Annotated in this window: 8 protein-coding genes; 7 read left to right on the top strand and 1 reads right to left on the bottom strand. The window is 34.7% G+C overall.

Going from position 1 to position 17,666, the window contains the following annotated elements; all coding sequences use genetic code 11:
- Both ACE3RB_RS13035 and yidC read left to right on the top strand, forming a co-directional pair.
- Positions 1 to 1,577 (top strand): CTP synthase (locus ACE3RB_RS13035; protein WP_374464603.1); only part of this gene is annotated, 1,577 nt, incomplete at its 5' end.
- A 179-nt stretch (positions 1,578 to 1,756) separates the two neighbouring features.
- Positions 1,757 to 3,556, top strand: a complete 1,800-nt coding sequence (gene yidC, locus ACE3RB_RS13030; RefSeq protein ID WP_374464602.1) for a membrane protein insertase YidC — start codon at positions 1,757 to 1,759, stop codon at positions 3,554 to 3,556.
- Positions 3,557 to 3,686: 130 nt separating this feature from the next.
- On the opposite strand, the gene ACE3RB_RS13025 is transcribed toward yidC, so the two are convergent.
- Positions 3,687 to 4,271 carry a ribonuclease HII gene (locus tag ACE3RB_RS13025; RefSeq protein WP_374464601.1) on the bottom strand — a complete coding sequence of 195 codons (585 nt, stop codon included), beginning with the start codon at positions 4,269 to 4,271 and terminating at the stop codon, positions 3,687 to 3,689.
- Positions 4,272 to 4,815: 544 nt separating this feature from the next.
- Here ACE3RB_RS13025 and ACE3RB_RS13020 point away from each other — a divergent pair.
- From ACE3RB_RS13020 to ACE3RB_RS13000, 5 genes are all read left to right on the top strand, one after another.
- Positions 4,816 to 7,839: a SusC/RagA family TonB-linked outer membrane protein gene (locus ACE3RB_RS13020; protein ID WP_374464600.1), complete on the top strand. Its 3,024-nt coding sequence runs from the start codon at positions 4,816 to 4,818 to the stop codon at positions 7,837 to 7,839.
- A gap of 8 nt (positions 7,840 to 7,847) precedes the next feature.
- Positions 7,848 to 9,500, top strand: coding sequence for a SusD/RagB family nutrient-binding outer membrane lipoprotein (locus ACE3RB_RS13015; protein WP_374464599.1), 1,653 nt, complete (start codon positions 7,848 to 7,850; stop codon positions 9,498 to 9,500).
- 394 nt (positions 9,501 to 9,894) lie between these two features.
- Positions 9,895 to 12,930 carry a SusC/RagA family TonB-linked outer membrane protein gene (locus ACE3RB_RS13010; RefSeq protein ID WP_374464598.1) on the top strand — a complete coding sequence of 1,012 codons (3,036 nt, stop codon included), beginning with the start codon at positions 9,895 to 9,897 and terminating at the stop codon, positions 12,928 to 12,930.
- A gap of 5 nt (positions 12,931 to 12,935) precedes the next feature.
- Positions 12,936 to 14,366 carry a SusD/RagB family nutrient-binding outer membrane lipoprotein gene (locus ACE3RB_RS13005; protein ID WP_374464597.1) on the top strand — a complete coding sequence of 477 codons (1,431 nt, stop codon included), beginning with the start codon at positions 12,936 to 12,938 and terminating at the stop codon, positions 14,364 to 14,366.
- Positions 14,367 to 14,658: 292 nt separating this feature from the next.
- Positions 14,659 to 17,655 carry a SusC/RagA family TonB-linked outer membrane protein gene (locus ACE3RB_RS13000; RefSeq protein ID WP_374464596.1) on the top strand — a complete coding sequence of 999 codons (2,997 nt, stop codon included), beginning with the start codon at positions 14,659 to 14,661 and terminating at the stop codon, positions 17,653 to 17,655.
- Positions 17,656 to 17,666: the final 11 nt, after the last annotated feature.

Below are 17,666 nucleotides of genomic sequence, written 5' to 3'. Positions count from 1 at the left end.
TGACAGGAGGTGTAACTTCATCTTTGGGAAAGGGAATCGTTTCTGCTTCTCTGGGACTTCTACTAAAATCACGCGGCTTTAATGTAACGATCCAAAAATTAGATCCTTATATCAATATCGACCCGGGAACTTTGAATCCTTATGAACACGGAGAGTGTTATGTGACTGAAGATGGTGCGGAGACGGATCTGGATTTAGGCCACTACGAGCGTTACCTTGATGCTCCTACATCCCAAAACAACAACGTTACTACAGGAAAAATTTACCAGACTGTCATTGAAAAAGAAAGAAAAGGAGATTTCCTTGGAAAAACAGTTCAGGTAATTCCTCATATTACTAACGAAATCAAACGTAGAATTAAGATCCTTTCAAAACAGAACTACGATATCATCATTACTGAGATCGGGGGAACTGTGGGGGATATCGAATCTTTACCATACATTGAAACTGTTCGCCAGCTTAAATGGGAATTGGGAGAAAGTAATTGTATGGTCATTCACCTTACTTTACTGCCTTACCTGGCATCAAGCGGAGAATTAAAAACAAAACCATCCCAGCATTCCGTTCGTCAGTTAATGGAAAGCGGAATTATGGCAGATGTATTAGTGTGCAGAACGGAACATAAAATTCCTAAAGATCAGAGAGCAAAGCTGGCTCAGTTCTGTAATGTTCCTTTAGACAATGTAATCGAATGTAAAGATCTTGAAACGATCTATGAGGTTCCAATGTATCTTCAGAAGCAGAACTTTGATGATGTAGTTTTGAAAGCGCTGGATCTGAAAAGTGATAATGATGCTGATCTTAAAGACTGGAAGAGTTTCCTTAAAAAATTCCAGAATCCTAAGAAAACAGTTGAAATTGCTTTGGTTGGAAAATATGTTTCCCTTCAGGATTCATATATTTCAATTGCTGAAGCTTTCAAACATGCCGGAGCAGACCTTGAAACTGAAGTAAAAGTAAGATGGGTATACAGTGGAGACATCACTGAAGACAATATCAAAGACACCCTGAAAGGTGTGAATGGTATCCTTGTAGCTCCAGGTTTCGGAGACAGAGGAATTGAAGGGAAAGTTCTTACGGCAAAATATGCAAGAGAAAATAAAATTCCAATGCTGGGAATCTGTTTAGGAATGCAGATCATGACGGTTGAATTTGCAAGAAATGTATTAGGACATACAAAAGCAAACTCTATGGAATTTGATACCGCCACTCCTGATCCTGTAATTTCTTTGATGGAAGAACAGAAAAATGTAGTGGATAAAGGTGGAACAATGCGTCTCGGAGCATGGAAATGTGCTCTGAAAAACGGTTCCAGATTATATGACATCTACGGAAGCAAAAATATTTCTGAAAGACACCGTCACCGTTATGAATTCAACAGTGATTATCTTCAGGAATTTGAGAAAAATGGTTTCCTTGCTACAGGTACCAACCCTGAAACCGGTTTGGTAGAAGCTCTTGAGCTTCCTGACCACCCGTTCTATGTAGGGGTTCAGTATCACCCGGAATATAAGAGTACGGTAGCAACACCGCATCCTTTGTTCAGAGCTTTCATCAAGGCTTGCGAAAAGAAATAAGGTAAATATTTTATCATAGACGTCTATACATAAACTCAGGCTGATTATTCTCAGCTTGAGTTTATTATATAGTAACAACGTAAAGCATAGAGTTTTGATAAAAAAACAGTATTTTTGTCAGCTCAAATTACGTACAACAGTATGTACTTTTTAAACGTAAAATTTTAATATAAAATAAAATGCAACAAAACAACGGAATCGATAAGAAGCAGATGATTAGTTTCGCGGTTTTATGCCTTGTTCTATTCGGCTTTATGTTCTATTTCCAGAACAAACAAGCAAAAGAAGCGGAGCTGAAAGCTCAGGAGCAGAAAACGGAACAGGCAAAAAATGCCGTAAAGCAAACTCAGGCAACCAATATCAATCCAAATGTAACTCCTAATGCCATCCAGACAGCAAGTCTTGGAAATAATGAATTGAAACTTGAATTTTCAAGCTTGGGAGGACAGGTTTCTAAAGTAGAGCTTTTAAAATATAAAGCCTACAACCATAAAACAGACAATGCGGATCAGCCTCTTTATCTGATCACTAAAAATAATTCAAACTACGGCTTTCAGTTTAAAGATAGAACAGGGAAGACCGTTAATACTAAAGATTTAGTTTTCTCACCTACTGTTAATGGAAATGCTGTGACGCTGACAGCGGATTATAATGGTGCTGTAATTCAGTTTATTTATACGGTACTTCCAAAATATACCTTAGACTTTAAAGTAAGAACTCAGGGCCTTTCTAAAATTACTTCTGATAATAAAGCAGATTTTATCTGGGATTATAATGTAAGAAACTTGGAGAAAGGTAGAGCCCAGGAACAATCTCACTCGGAATTTTCGTATGCTTTCAATAATTATAAAGATTATGATTATGATGGAAGAACCACAATGGAAGAGGAAAAAGAAACTCTTAACTGGATTGGCGTAAAGCAGCAGTTTTTCTCTTCAGTGATTGAAGCTAAAAACGGATTTACTCAAAGTAAAGGAAATCAGGAAAATGTTGAAGAAGGAGAATATCTGAAAAAATTCAACTATGAAGGTTTTGTTCAGATGACCGGAAGTGAACTGAATCAGGATTTCACATGGTACTTTATGCCTTTGGACTTACCATTGCTTAAATCTTATGATAAAAACTTTGATGAGATTCTTCCTTTAGGTTGGTCGTTCATCGGAGCAATGAACCGTTATTTCTTTATGTGGTTGTATAGCATTATCGCTGCGTGGGGATTATCTGCAGGCTGGGTAATTTTTGTAATGACCATCATTGTGAAACTGATTCTTTCGCCAATTATGTATAAGCAGCATAAGCTGAGTGCGATGATGAAAGTGATCCGTCCGGAAATTGATGAAGTAAATGCGAAGTTCAAGGATGCGGATCCAATGAAGAAGCAACAGGCTACAATGGAAGTTTACAGAAAGGCTGGAGTTAATCAGATGGCGGGATGTTTACCTGCATTGGTTCAGATTCCTATTTTCTATGCTTTATTCCGTTTCTTCCCGAATTTTATTGATCTTAGAGGGCAGGGGTTTTGGTTTGCAAAAGATTTGACAGCTTATGATGATTTGATCAAGCTTCCGTTTAAAGTTCCTTTCCTTGGAGACCACTTGAGTATTTTTGCATTAGCTTGTACGATTGTTATTTTGATTTATACGGTAATGACCTCAGGAAATATGCAGCAGCCTCAACAGGAAGGAATGCCAAATATGAAGGTGTTAATGTATATCTTCCCGATTACATTCCTGTTCTTCCTTAATACTTCAGCTTCAGGTCTTTCATGGTATTATTTCGTATCGAATGCGATTAACATCTTAATTATCCTGGTGATTAAATACGTTATTCTGGATGAGAAGATAATCCATGCTCAGATTCAGTCTAACAAGGAAAAACCGAAAGCAGAAGGTAAATTCCAGAAGAGAATGAGAGAGATGATGGAGAAAGCTCAGGAGCAGCAAAAAGCTCAGGAACAGCAAAGAAATAAAAAGAAATAATTCTTAATAATAATATGTAAAGAGCAGCAATTTTTTAATTGCTGCTCTTTTTTTATGTAAGCTTTTATTTAGAATCATTTTAAATTTTCAATCAGGCTATGAGAATTTAATAATTGGAAATCGGCTTTTTTCAGTCATATTTCAATCTGAAAGATTGTCTGTGATAAACTGTTGGACCGTGCTTTATAAGGGCTTCCTGGTGTTTTTTTGTGGCATAGCCAAAATTAGTATCCCAGCCGTATTCAGGATGCTCTTCGTGAAGCTGGATCATGAGCTTATCTCTGTAATTTTTAGCAAGGATAGATGCCGCAGCGATAGATAATACTTTAGAATCTCCTTTGATAATACACTGGTGCGGAATGTAATTATAAGGATGAAATTTGTTTCCATCTACCAAAATAAGTTCAGGAGTTATAGTCAGCTTATCCAAAGCACGGTGCATTGCATGAATACTTGCATTGAGAATATTATGTTCATCAATAAAGGAAGCAGGAAGCTCTGCAATAGCGTAATTTTTTACATTGTCCTTGATATAACTATCCAATTCCATGCGGGTTTTGAATGTTAATTTTTTAGAATCATTAACTAAATTTTGTTCAAAACCTTCATCTAAAATTACCGCAGCAGCTACCACCGGACCGCTTAAACATCCTCTTCCTACTTCATCACATCCGGCTTCGATGTAAAGGTTTGACCAGTTTTTTATTAGTTCCATATTTGTTTGAAATACCAATCGCAAAATTAAATAAACAAAAATATTAATCCAATGTTTGTTCTAATGATTTATAGAATGAAATATTATTAAGATTATTTTACGCTTGATTTTTAATATTTTAGATTAACACTTCTTGCTGAAAAGAGGTTTTTTTTTGATAATAATACTTTTGCGTTATATTGTACATGTCTTTTCTTCTTTTTCTTGACAATTGAATAATTAATTCATATTGTTAATGTTTCATTGTTTTGGTGTTTTTTTAAAATTTATTGTATGTTTTTATTGTTTGTATTGACTTTATTCTTTGTTTTGTTGTTAAGTTGATGTAATAAATATTAATTTTTGTTCTTGTTGTTGTTTTTTGAATAATGCAGTTTAATTAGTTGTTAATATTTGTTAAAATGTTTATTTTTAACAAATATTAATATTTTATTTATTGTTTTTTTTAATGATAGTTGAAATTTTATATTTTTTTAAGAAAAAGTTTTGTGTTTTTAAGAAAGTTTTACAAATTTGTAACCTGTAAAAAATAATTGAATTCGATATGAAGAAATTAACTGCAAGTGTATTTGCGGTAGTACTATCATCATCATTTGTGATGGTATCAGCCCAAAACACTAAAGATACTCTAAAGACCAAAAATATAGAGGAGATCGTTGTTACGGGTGCCTTAGGTATTAAGAAAAAAGCTGATGCTATTACAAATGCCCAACAAATAGTAAGTACTAAAGAACTTAATCAGGCTGCTGCACCAGGGGCAGTTCAGGCATTAACAGGAAAAGTATCTGGGCTTCAAATTACCAACACAAACAGTGCTGTAGACCCAAGTTTTAAAATTATTTTGAGAGGGTCAAAATCAATTACTGGTAATAATCAAGCTTTGGTTGTTATTGATAATGTGATTTCAGATGCTGCAGTTTTAAACTCTTTACCTCCAGAAATTATTCAAAGTGTAAATGTTATTAAAGGGTTGCAAGGAGCTGCTTTATATGGTTCTCAAGGGGTGAACGGAGCTATTATTGTTACAACTAAAAGAGGAACGAAATCTGAAAAAATTCAGGTTAATTTAACTTCTGCTGTTGAAGTAACTCAGGGATTTAAATATCCACTTATTCAAAAGAAATATGGAAAAGGGGTTCAGGACGACAGTTATAGTGATGCTGATTATGGTGGTACAAACTATGTGCCATGGGAGAACATGTCTTGGGGAGCTGCTTATGACTATCCAGGGTTTGGAGGGACATTGGTTCCAAGTGGGTTGCCACAAGCAAATGGTAAATTTATATACGAAAATTATTCTCCTGTAAAAGATCATTTTTCAAAATTTTTCACCAATGGTGTTAGTTTCCAAAATGGTGTTAGCGTGAATGCTGGTGGTTCTGATGGTTATGCATTTATGTCAATCAACAGACTAGATAATGCTTTTGTTGTTGATGGGGATAAAATGAGACAAAATAACTTCTTGTTCAAAGCAGGGAAGAAGCTTGGGAAATTAAGAATTGATGGTCAGTTCAATTATATAGGAAGATTGGTTAATAAAACTGATTCAGGCATATATGACGATATCTTGCAAATGCCATCTACTAATGACATTAGAAAGTATAGAAATTCTGGAATCGGGGGATATCTTACTGCTTATTCTACTAACCCTTACTGGACAGTGGAGCATGCAAGATATAATACTAACAGAGATTATCTAAATGGTATATTGTCATTACAATATGAATTTAATAAGCATATCAACATTAGCTATACAGGAAATTTAAATCTTACTAAAACTCAGCAGGATAACTGGAATGATGGTTCAACTGGCATTATCAGTTATTCTAACACAGGAGTTCCATTCTTAGATTCTCACACTTTGAATCAATTTGGATCTCCGGATGTTACAGCTTATTATTTCAACAGAATATACAACGATAGAAAATACTATGGAGATTTAATGTTAAATTTCGATTATGATTTAACATCAGATTTGAACTTGAAATTTAACCTTGGAAATAATATTCAAGATAGTTATTCTACTGCAAGAACTGTTGGGGGAACAGGATTATTTATTCCAGGATGGTATAACTATAATAATGTATCCAATCCATCTCAATATGGAAGTACGGATGCTCAGGCTGATGGTGGATATATGGATAATTATACTACCAGAAACAGAGTATTTGCCGGATTTGCCAATTTGGATTTAGCCTATAAAGATTATTTATTCCTAAATGGGACTTTCAGATATGAAAAGAATTCTGTTTATACTGTAAATAGCAGAGATCCTCTTACAAACAACAGATTGACAAATAATAAAGCGTATTCTTATTATTCAGTTGGGGTGTCTTTTATTCCGACTAAAGCTTTTGATTTTGGAGGCAATGTACTAAACTATATGAAAATTGCACCAAGTTTCACAAAGGTAGGAAACTCATCTGGTATAAATCCATATAACGTTAATGCTACTGGTATCATCCCTACAGGATATCCTTTTGGACCTATGCCTTCATACATCATGTCCACATCTATTACTAATCCTAGTGTTAGACCTGAGTTTGTTAATACTTTTGATCTAAACATTGCGCTAGGTTTCTTAAAGGATAGAATTACTTTGGAAGGATCTGTTTACCAGTCTACTACGCAGGATTTGATCAGTAGTATTACTCCTTCGAACACGTCTGGATTATCTTCTTATAGAGATAATATTGGGAAGTCTAGAATGAAAGGTTTTGAAGTTGATTTGGGAATAACTCCAATCAAAACACAGGATATTACTTGGAATCTTCACGCAGGTTATGCAATGTCTAGAACGAAATTATTAGAATTAAGCAGTGGTGCAGAAAGAGTTCCAATCTTGACGTATACAACTCCTTCGGTTGGTTTAGCGGCAGTAGTAGGCGAGAATTTCTATTCAATTGTTGGAACAACTTATCAGAGAGATCCAAATGGTAACATTATTGTAAATTCCAATGGGGTGCCATTAGTAAACTCTGCAACAAAAGTATTAGGAAGTTTAAATCCTGACTATACGATGACATTTAATACTTCTTTCAGATATAAAGCATTTACATTATCAGCGGTAGCGGATTATCGTAAGGGAGGTAAGTTTGTATCATTTACAAAAAGATTATTGGCATTTACTGGAGGGCTTGAAGAAACAGCAAGCCAGGACAGAACTCAAGGTTATGTTGTACCAGGTTCTGTGCAGCTTGTTAATGGCTCATATGTTCCAAATTCAACACCTGCTTATGGTGATGATTATAATGGTGCAACGACATATTGGTCAGGGTCAATTTACAGAAATGTTGGAGAAAATTTAGTAGTAGATGCTACAGCATTTAAAATTAGAGAAATTGCAGTATCATATGATGTTCCAAAATCTGTTTTAAATTCTACCTTCATAAATAGTCTTAGTTTGAGCTTATATGCTAGAAACCCAATTATTATTTATTCTAAAGATAATAGAAACTTTGCAGACCCTGAAACGGCAAGTAGTAACGATAACGCTGCAGGAATTGCTTTAACGACTCAGTATCCTACAACAAGAACCTTTGGTTTTAAAATTAACGCAACTTTTTAATTAAGAAAATGAAAAATAAATTATATATAATTGCTTTGTCAAGTTTATTGCTTGGAGCTACTTCATGTAATGATTATCTTGATATTAATGAGAGCCCAGATAGAATTTCTGTTAATGATCTGACTCCTAACTTTGTTTTTCCAGGAGCTGTTACAAACAGTTATTATGTGCAGGCAAGAAGATTAAATCTTTTTGCGGGATTAATGATGAATAGTGTTGCAGGAAATTCTTATTCTTATGGAACGCCTTTCGTGGATGAGTACTCTCCAAATATTACAAGTGCATTCTATGCTGATGTTTGGGATCAGTTATTCAGAAATGTAGCTAACTTTCAGTTTGTTTTAGATTATAGTGATCCAACAGGAGAATATACTCAATATAAAGCGATGTCTAAAATCATGAAAGCTTACTATGTTCAGACATTAACTGATTTATGGGGAGATATGCCATATTCTGAGGCTTTCAAAAGGGAATTAAACCTTACTCCTAAATATGATAAAGGAGAAGATATCTATAAGGCTTCTATTGCTGATATTGAAAGTGCAATCCAAATGATCGATTCTAATAAAGGTGCGAATCCAGGTAGTTCTGATGTTGTTTTCAAAGGATCTATGAGTAGCTGGAAAGCTTTTGCTAATACATTAAAACTTAGATATCTTATCAGAATGTCTAATGTTACAGGTGATTTAGCAACTTATAGAGATCAAAAACTTGCAACTTTACAAGGGGCAACATTTAATACAGCTGATGTAACTGTTAATCCTGGATATTCTCAAAGTTCTGATGCTCAACAAAACCCTTGGATGAACTATTATGTATACACAAGTGCAGGTGCTCAACCTCAAAACTGGACTTTAGTTGTACCTTCAGAACATATTGCAATTGCTTTAAATGGTAATGCTGTTCATAGAGAGGGGCAAGCTACAGTTCCGGACACAAGAAATGTATACCAAAAGTTTAATGGAATTGTTGATGGAAGAAGAGGTAGAATATTTACTCTTGTTTCAACAAAAGATAATAATAATGTTACTACAGCGAATGTTGAGGGAGTAAGGCAAGGTGCTACTCCTGGGCAGCCAGGTGCTCCATCACTTAGAACTGTTTCAAGAACTGGTGATGGATTAATTGTAGGATCTCAAACTATTGGAGCTACTGATGCTGCTGGAAGAAAAGCTGAATTAATCCAGAAGGGCTCTTCAAAAGCAGGCGTTCTAATGACAAAAGCAGAAACAGAATTTTTATTAGCTGAAGCTGCTCTACGTTATCCAGCACAATTTTCTGCAGCACAGGCGCATTTCGAAAGTGGTATTACTGCGTCTTATGCCTACCTAGGTGCATCTGGTGCGACAACTTATATAGCTAGTGTAAACGCTGTGCCTAAATTAGGATGGACTGGTACGGATACTAATAAGCTTGAGGCAATTATGACTCAAAAATGGATTGCTTTAACAGGAATCAACCCCGAACAATCTTATTTTGATTATACAAGAACATCTTATCCGGAAACGCCGTTACCAACAATCTCGCTTAAAGCGGTTAAACCAAACAGATTGTTGTATCCAAACTCCGAATATCAATCAAATGCTAACAATGTTCCAAGTATGGCAGCAGATGATGTTTTTGCTAAAAATAAATTTACCCCATTCTGGGCTAGAAACTAATTTTTGTAATACAATTTTAATATATTTTACCGCCTTCGGGCGGTTTTTTTGTTTATGAGATCTGTATTTCTTTATTGTAAAAATTGTTTTGCATGATATTATAATAATATAAGAGCCTTTTTGTTTTTTTAAGTTATTGTAAATCAGTGTTTTTAGCTTTATTTGTTCACGATTTATTATAGAGATTATCAATTTAAATAATTGTTATTATTTTTTAAATGAAATTAATAATCTAGTAATTTGTTTTTGTTAAATATTTTGTTTTTAACTTATTTTAATAGTTTTTTCATTGTTTTTATTTATTAATATTAAATTAATTGCAATTTTTTTACATTTTGCTTTGTGGTATTAATAAAGTTTTACAAATTTGTAAAGTCACAAAAATTAATTTGATATGAAGAAACTAACAACCAGTCTTATAGTTTTGGTATTGTCTTCTTCTGTTGCTATTGCAAATGCTCAACAGAAAAAAAGTGATACTGTTACACAGACAAAAGAGATTGAAGGTGTAGTAGTAACTGCACTTGGAATCAAAAGAGAGAAAAGATCTCTCGGTTATGCTACCCAAGAAGTAAAAGGGGAAGATGTCAATAAAAACCCTACGACTAACTTCCTAAATAACCTATCTGGTAAAGTTGCAGGTTTGGAGATTAAGCAAAGTACAAACTTTGGAGGATCAATCAACGTGGTTACAAGAGGTTTTAAGTCGCTATTGGGAGATAATCAGGCTCTTTTTGTTGTAGATGGGGTACCTATCATGAATAAAAATATCAATACAGCAAGTCAGGCAACAGGTGGAGGTGGTTATGATTATGGAAGTTCAGTATCTGATATTAACCCTAATGATATAGAGACTCTGAATGTTCTCAAAGGAGCAGCAGCAACAGCTCTTTATGGATCCCGAGCTCAAAATGGGGCAATCATTATTACAACCAAAAAGGGAAAAAGAAATAAAGAAGGTATTGGAATGGAGTTTTCTACTTCTATCACAATGTCTTCCATAGATAAATCTACATTTCCTAAGTATCAGACCCAATACGGACAGGGGTATACTGGTAACAGCTTTAGCAGTACATTATATCAGGGAAGTCCAAGGGTAGCTTTCGGTAATGATGCTTCCTATGGATCTCTTTACGATGGCTCAATGGTTTGGCAATATGGGGCATTCATTCCGGGGTCGCCTACTCAGGGCCAGAGAACACCATGGCAAATGGCGAAAAACGGCCCTATTAAGTTTTTCAATACGGGAACTAATTTTGTAAATAGTTTAGCATTTAGCGGTGCAGATGATAAATCGAGTTATCGTTTAAGTTATACTAATACTGATGCCACGGATATTATGCCGAATAGTTCATTAATAAAAAATAATTTTAGTGGAAATGCATCATATAAACTGACTGATAAATTAACTGCTAATCTTTATGCAAACTATATTACGCAGAAAACTATTGGCCGTAATACTACCGGATATAATGATAATATCATGACTAATTTCAGACAATGGTGGCCTACCAATGTTGATATAAAAGATCAGGAATATCTGTACCGTACCTTCAAAAAAAATTATACATGGAATATGAGGGGTATTTCTGACTTAACACCTGCCTTTTGGGATAATCCATATTTCCAGAGATATGAAAATTATCAAAATGACTCTAGAGATAGATTTGCAGGAAATTTTAGTTTAAGCTATGATGTCTCAAAAGATATTAATCTCTTGGTGAGAATGGGGCGAGATGGTTATACTATGATCACTGAAGACAGAAAGGCGGTAGGCTCATATGCAGGAAATAGTTTTGGATTAAATGGAGCAGTCAATCAGCCTTCGGGTTATGCAACAAGTCTTTATAAGTTTTCTGAAACCAACTATGATTTCATAGGTACTTATAAAAAAAATATTACTGATGATTTTAATGTGAATGCATTATTAGGGGGTAATATTAACGTACAGAAAACATATTCTAATCAACAGTCTACCTCAGGAGGATTGTATATTCCAGGTATTTATACTATTGCAAACTCAGCATCCGCACCGGTTCGTCCTTTGATTTCTGATTTGACAAAGTATGTATACGGAGTATTTGCCCAAGTATCCTTGGGATATAAAAATACTTATTTTTTAGAAGGAACTTACAGAAGAGATCAATCAACAGCACTACCTGAGAACGATGCTGTATACTGGTATCCATCATTATCTGCAAGTGTAGTGTTTTCAAACTTAGTGAAAGCAAATTGGTTAAATTTTGGTAAAATTCGGGCTGCATATGCAAAAGTAGGTTCTGATACTGCTGCTGATCAGCTTTTGAACAGATATTTTTCGCAACCATCTTACGGAGATATTCCGATATATGCTTATAATACCACATTAAGGAATTTTGAGCTTAAATCTCAGGGGCTTAAAAATTTTGAAGTTGGTATTGAAGCAAAAATGTTTAAGAATCGTTTAGGGTTTGATGTAGCTTGGTTTCAAAATAAAGCCTACGATCAGATATTACCATTACCTGTATCTTTTGCCAATGGGGCGTTGGCAAAAACTCAAAATGCCGGTGAGTTAACCACAAAAGGGTTTGAGGTTTCCATTAATGCAACACCAATTAAATCAACCAATTTCTCTTGGGATCTTAGCTTGAACTGGTCTAATCCTTGGACAAAAGTAACAGCACTGGCACCAGGTATTGAAAATATTACAATAGGAAGATTGCAGGGAGGTGTTAGTATTAATGCTCCTCTGGATGGTGATTATGGATCAATATGGACCTCGGATTATGTTTATGATTCAAATGGAAATCCTATCGTAGGAGCTAATGGAGCCTATTTGGTGACTGATACACCAACTTATAATCAGGGAAGTTTCCAAGCTAAATGGACAGCAGGATTAAGTAATACTATTTCATATAAAAATTTATCATTAAGCTTTTTAATTGATTGGAAAAAAGGAGGTAAGGTGTATTCGTTAGATCAATATTATGGATATGGAACAGGTGTATATCCCGATTCTGTAGGATTCAATGATTTAGGTAATCCTATTAGAAATACACTCGCCAATGGTGGAGGTGTTATCTTGCCGGGGGTAATGGAAGACCCTAATAATCCAGGACACTTCATCACAAATACCATTAGATTGGATAAATCTCAATCTAGTCAGGTTTTGGGAACAGACCTTCCGGGAGCGGCTTATGTATATGATGCAAGCTTTGTGAAATTAAGAGAAGTTGCTATTACTTATAGGTTTGATAAGCATGTGTTTAACTCTAAATTTATACAAGGAATGTCTGTGAGTTTAGTAGGTAACAATCTTTGGATTATTCATAAGAACTTACCATACTCTGATCCGGAGGCAGGTTTGTCTTCAGGAAATATTCAAGGATATCAATCAGGTCCTATGCCGGCTACAAGAAATATCTCCTTTAATGTAAAAGTTAATTTCTAAAGAATATGAAAAAATATATATTAACACCAATATTAGCTCTCTTGTTTATAGGTTGTACAACAGGTGATGATGTGAATCTTGATCAACATGCTAACTACAATACGACTCAAGAGTCTTTGCTTACATATGCGCAAAAAGAGCTAAGTGATTATATGAATACACCTAATGTTAATGAAAATAACTTTAGGCTTACAATGCAATACTGGCAAGAAACGATTTATGTAAATGAAAGTAACTATGATTTTACAAACAGAAATGTTTCAAATAATGTTTGGACAGACAACTATGTAAATGTATTAAAGAATTTAGACCAGGCGGAAAAAATAATCAATGAATATGTCCCAACACCTGCAGAACAATCTACCTGGCCAGGAAAAAAGAAAAATCAACTGGCAATTGTAGATATAATGAAAACCTATACCTATCAAGTTTTGGTAGATACTTATGGAGATATTCCTTATACCCAGGCTTTAAATATTGATCTTTATCCGCTTCCAAAGTATGATAAAGCATCAGATATATACTCTTCACTTATTTCAAAATTAAGTACAGATATAAATAATTTATCTGGCAGCAGTGGAACTTTTGGTAATGGAGATATATTTTATAATGGAGATATTTCAAAATGGAAAAAATTTGGTAATTCTCTGTTATTAAAATTGGGGATTGCTTTAGCTGATGTTAACCCTGCTTTAGCTCAGTCTACTGTAAATCAGGCAATTTCGGGAGGGGTTATGACTTCTTCAAGTGATAACTGTCAGTTCGCTTATTTGGCTGCTTCTCCTAATCAGAATCCTATATTTCAGGAAACGGAATCAAGAGATGATTTTATTGCAGGAAAAACATTGGTCGATTATATGAATACAACTATGGATAATAGAATTACTAAATATTATACCGATGTTGACGGCGTATATATCGGACAGGTAATAGGGGCTCCTGGAGAATTTTCAGAATTTTCAAACGCAGGTGATTTTGCTTATACAGCTACAACACCTGGCCTTATTATGACATATACAGAAGTTGCATTTTATATTGCTGAAGCTGCTGCAAGATGGGGGATAGGTGGAGCACCGGCTACTTTGTATAACTCAGCTGTAACATCTTCTTTTGCGGATTGGGGATTAGCATCTGATGCTGCTGCTTATATTGCAGCACATCCTTATAATGCGGCTAATTGGAAGAAATCAATCGGTGAACAGGCCTGGGTGGCAATGTATAATCAATCAGTGACTTCCTGGAACTTCTATAGAAGACTGGATTATCCACAACTTGTAGCTCCGGCTACAGCAATTCCAAATGCTGGGGGGAGAGTTCCGGTAAGGCTTCAGTATCCAGCGGCCGAAGCAACAACAAATGGGACTAATTATGCTGCTGCAAGTGCTGCTATTGGTGGGGATAAATTAACTACAAAGATTTTCTGGGATGTAAATTAATGTAATAATTTTTTTAATATACATATTATACCGCCTTCGGGCGGTTTTTTTATTTAATAATATTATTGTTTAATAATTTAAATGGAGTAATGTGAATAATTAAATTGAATTATTTTTCTTAATATTTTAAAATTTTAGTATTTTTTTTATGTATGTTTATTTTTTAACTTATTTTTTTTGTTAATTATTGTATTTTGTTGCTTATGGATGATAAATTTTTATTTTTTTTAACATTTTTGTTTGAATTATTGAATATAATTGACAAATTTGTACGGATATAAAAATAATTGATATGAAGAAACTAACAGCAAGTCTTCTTGTTTTAGTGTTGACTTCTTCTATGGCAATAGTTAGTGCCCAAGAGAAGAAAGATACCATTAAAGCAAAAGAAATTGAAGGAGTGGTAGTAACTGCACTTGGTATTAAAAGAGAAAAAAAATCTTTGGGGTATGCATCGCAGGAAATTAAAGGAAGTGCGCTTACAGATGGAACAACGAATACCGGAAATATTGCAGCGCAATTATCAGGTAAAGTTGCTGGACTTAATGTTACTACAAATAACAATTTTGGAGGATCTTCCAACCTTTTAATTAGAGGAGTTAAGACACTGGGAGGAGGTAATCCTTTAATTGTTATTGATGGATCACCTGTTAATAATGCCAGTACCCGGGAAAATTCAATTGACTATGGAAATGCCCTTTCTGATATCAACCAGGAAGATATTGAATCCATAAACGTATTAAAAGGAGCTGCAGCCTCTGCACTGTACGGTGAAAGAGGGTTAAATGGTGTAATTGTTATTACAACCAAGAATGGAAAAGGAAAGGATGATGGTTCCTGGGGAGTTACGCTTTCCTCTGCAATACAGGTAGGGTTTATTGATAAATCCACTTTCCCTGAGTATCAGACAAGATATGGAGCCGGTTACTCTCAAAAATTTGGTACTCAGGCTTCCGATGGTTTAAATAATGCAAACTTTGGAGCGGATGCTTCTTGGGGACCTAAATTTGACCCCAATTTATTGGTTTATCAGTGGGATTCATTTAATCCTTTATCTCCCAATTATCAAAAAGCCACCCCTTGGGTAGCCGCTAAAAATGGACCGATTAAATTTTTCGAGAATCCGGCCTCATACATCAATAGTGTAACATTAGAAAAAGGACAAAAAGGGAAAAACATCAGTTTTAATTATGAAAATATGATGTCTGATGGATTAATACCTAACTCGCACCTTAATAAAAATAATTTCTCTTTAAAGATTAATTATGATCTAACCCCTAAATTACATACATCTTTTTATTCTACAATGACTTTACAGGAAACTAAAGGTAGAAGTATTACAGGGTATTCTAACAATATAGCTACAGGTTTCAGACAATGGTGGCAAACCAATGTGGATATTAAGGATCTGCAAAACTTATATTTTGCAAATGTAGATCCGCGCGTAGCCAATGCATCCAATAACTATGGTAATGTAACCTGGAACAGGAAGTCTGCAGCAAATGGGGCTCCTGCATATTGGAACAATCCATATTTCCAGGCCTATCAGAATTATTCTTCAGACAAAAGGTATAGAAGCTTTACCTATGGTCAGTTAACATATGATGTGATTGATAATATTTCTGTAACTGGAAAAGTTTCTTATGACAGATCAAATCTTATGGCTGAAACGAGATTGGCTGTTGGGTCTTTACCTCAGGCTTTTGGGCAATCAAATAACTCTATTGGTTCAGGCTATGGAAGACGAGATATCCTGCAGACGGAGACCAATTATGACTTAATGGTGAATTATAAATTCGATATCACAGATAATATTAATCTTTCCGGAGTTGTAGGAGGAAACATACGTCGAAATTATTATAATTCAATCTATGCTTCTACAGAGGGAGGATTGATAGTACCTGGAATTTATGCTTTATCCAATTCTAAAAAAGCACCTTTGGCACCAGATGAAAATCAGTTTACAACTCAGACAAACTCAGGGTATGTTACAGCTTCATTTGATTTCTTTAAAAAATTCTATATAGATGGAACGTGGAGGGTAGATCAAAGTTCAACATTACCTGCAGGCAATAATGTCTATAACTATCCTTCTGTAACTGGTTCAGTCATTATGTCCGAAATCTTAAATACTAAGAGCTGGATGAATTTCTGGAAATTGAGAGCAAATTATGCAGAGGTTGGAGGAACAGCAGATCCTTACCAACTTGCTAATAATTACAGATCTTCGGGAATTTTATCTGGGGTAGGAATATATAATTCAATTTTAAATCAGCCAAACCCTAATTTAAAACCACAGAGATCTAAAGAATTTGAAATAGGAACTGAAGCTCATTTCTTAAAAGATAGAATAACAATTGATTTTGCTTATTATAAAACCAAAACAATTGACCAGATTATTTCTCTTCCTATTTCTTCCGGTGCAGGATTTACTGCTAAAATAATTAATGCAGGTAGAATTGATAATACTGGTTACGAAGTACAACTGGGATTGGTACCTGTAAAATTAAAAGATTTTACATGGAATATTGATGTTAACTGGTCAAAAAATAAAAATGAGGTAGTTAGCCTGTATCCTGGAATTACCAACCTTTTATTAAATAGTTTTCAGGGAGGTGTATCTTTAAATGCCAGAGTAGGAGAATCATGGGGAACACTAGTAGGTGCTGATTACACGTATTTAAATGGCGAAAAAGTAATTGATCCGAAAACCGGGAAATATTTACAAAATCCAAATCAGGTGATAGGTAATACTACTCCGGATTGGATTGGCGGTATCAGAAATAGCTTCAGTTATAAAGGCTTCTCTTTAAGTTTCTTAATTGATATGCGTAAGGGTGGTGATATATTCTCAACAGATATGTATTATGGATTGTCGTCCGGTCTGTATAAAGAAACTGCTGAAGGAGATTTCAGAGATAAACCTATTGTTGTACCTGGTGTTCTTCCTGATGGAACTCCAAATAATATTGCAATATCACAGGTTGATAACAGTGGTTCTACCGGATACAAAACACAGCCTGCACGCGAATTTGTTTACGATGGATCTTTTATTAAGCTAAGAGAAGCAAGTATTGGCTATATGCTTCCAAAATCTTTATTGGCAGGTACCAAGATTTATGATGCTAAGATTTCAATTGTAGGTAGAAATCTATGGATAATTCATAAAAATTTACCATATGCTGATCCAGAAGCTATGGTGGGTGGAGGACTTAATTCTTACGGATGGTCAATCGGTTCAATGCCTACAACAAGAGATCTGGGTATCAATGTTACATTTAAATTCTAAATTACTTTAAA

This window comes from Chryseobacterium sp. (genome assembly GCF_041914225.1).
Classification (GTDB): domain Bacteria; phylum Bacteroidota; class Bacteroidia; order Flavobacteriales; family Weeksellaceae; genus Chryseobacterium.
Note: the sequence above shows the minus strand (reverse complement) of the source record. Positions and strands in the feature narration are given on the sequence as shown.

Excerpts from the sequence above, each read along its gene's own strand:
- yidC (WP_374464602.1), top strand. The coding sequence starts at position 1,757 with ATGCAACAAAACAACGGAATCGATAAGAAGCAGATGATTAGTTTCGCG.
- ACE3RB_RS13020 (WP_374464600.1), top strand. The coding sequence starts at position 4,816 with ATGAAGAAATTAACTGCAAGTGTATTTGCGGTAGTACTATCATCATCA.
- ACE3RB_RS13000 (WP_374464596.1), top strand. The coding sequence starts at position 14,659 with ATGAAGAAACTAACAGCAAGTCTTCTTGTTTTAGTGTTGACTTCTTCT.
- ACE3RB_RS13025 (WP_374464601.1), bottom strand. The coding sequence starts at position 4,271 with ATGGAACTAATAAAAAACTGGTCAAACCTTTACATCGAAGCCGGATGT.
- ACE3RB_RS13015 (WP_374464599.1), top strand. The coding sequence starts at position 7,848 with ATGAAAAATAAATTATATATAATTGCTTTGTCAAGTTTATTGCTTGGA.
- ACE3RB_RS13010 (WP_374464598.1), top strand. The coding sequence starts at position 9,895 with ATGAAGAAACTAACAACCAGTCTTATAGTTTTGGTATTGTCTTCTTCT.
- ACE3RB_RS13005 (WP_374464597.1), top strand. The coding sequence starts at position 12,936 with ATGAAAAAATATATATTAACACCAATATTAGCTCTCTTGTTTATAGGT.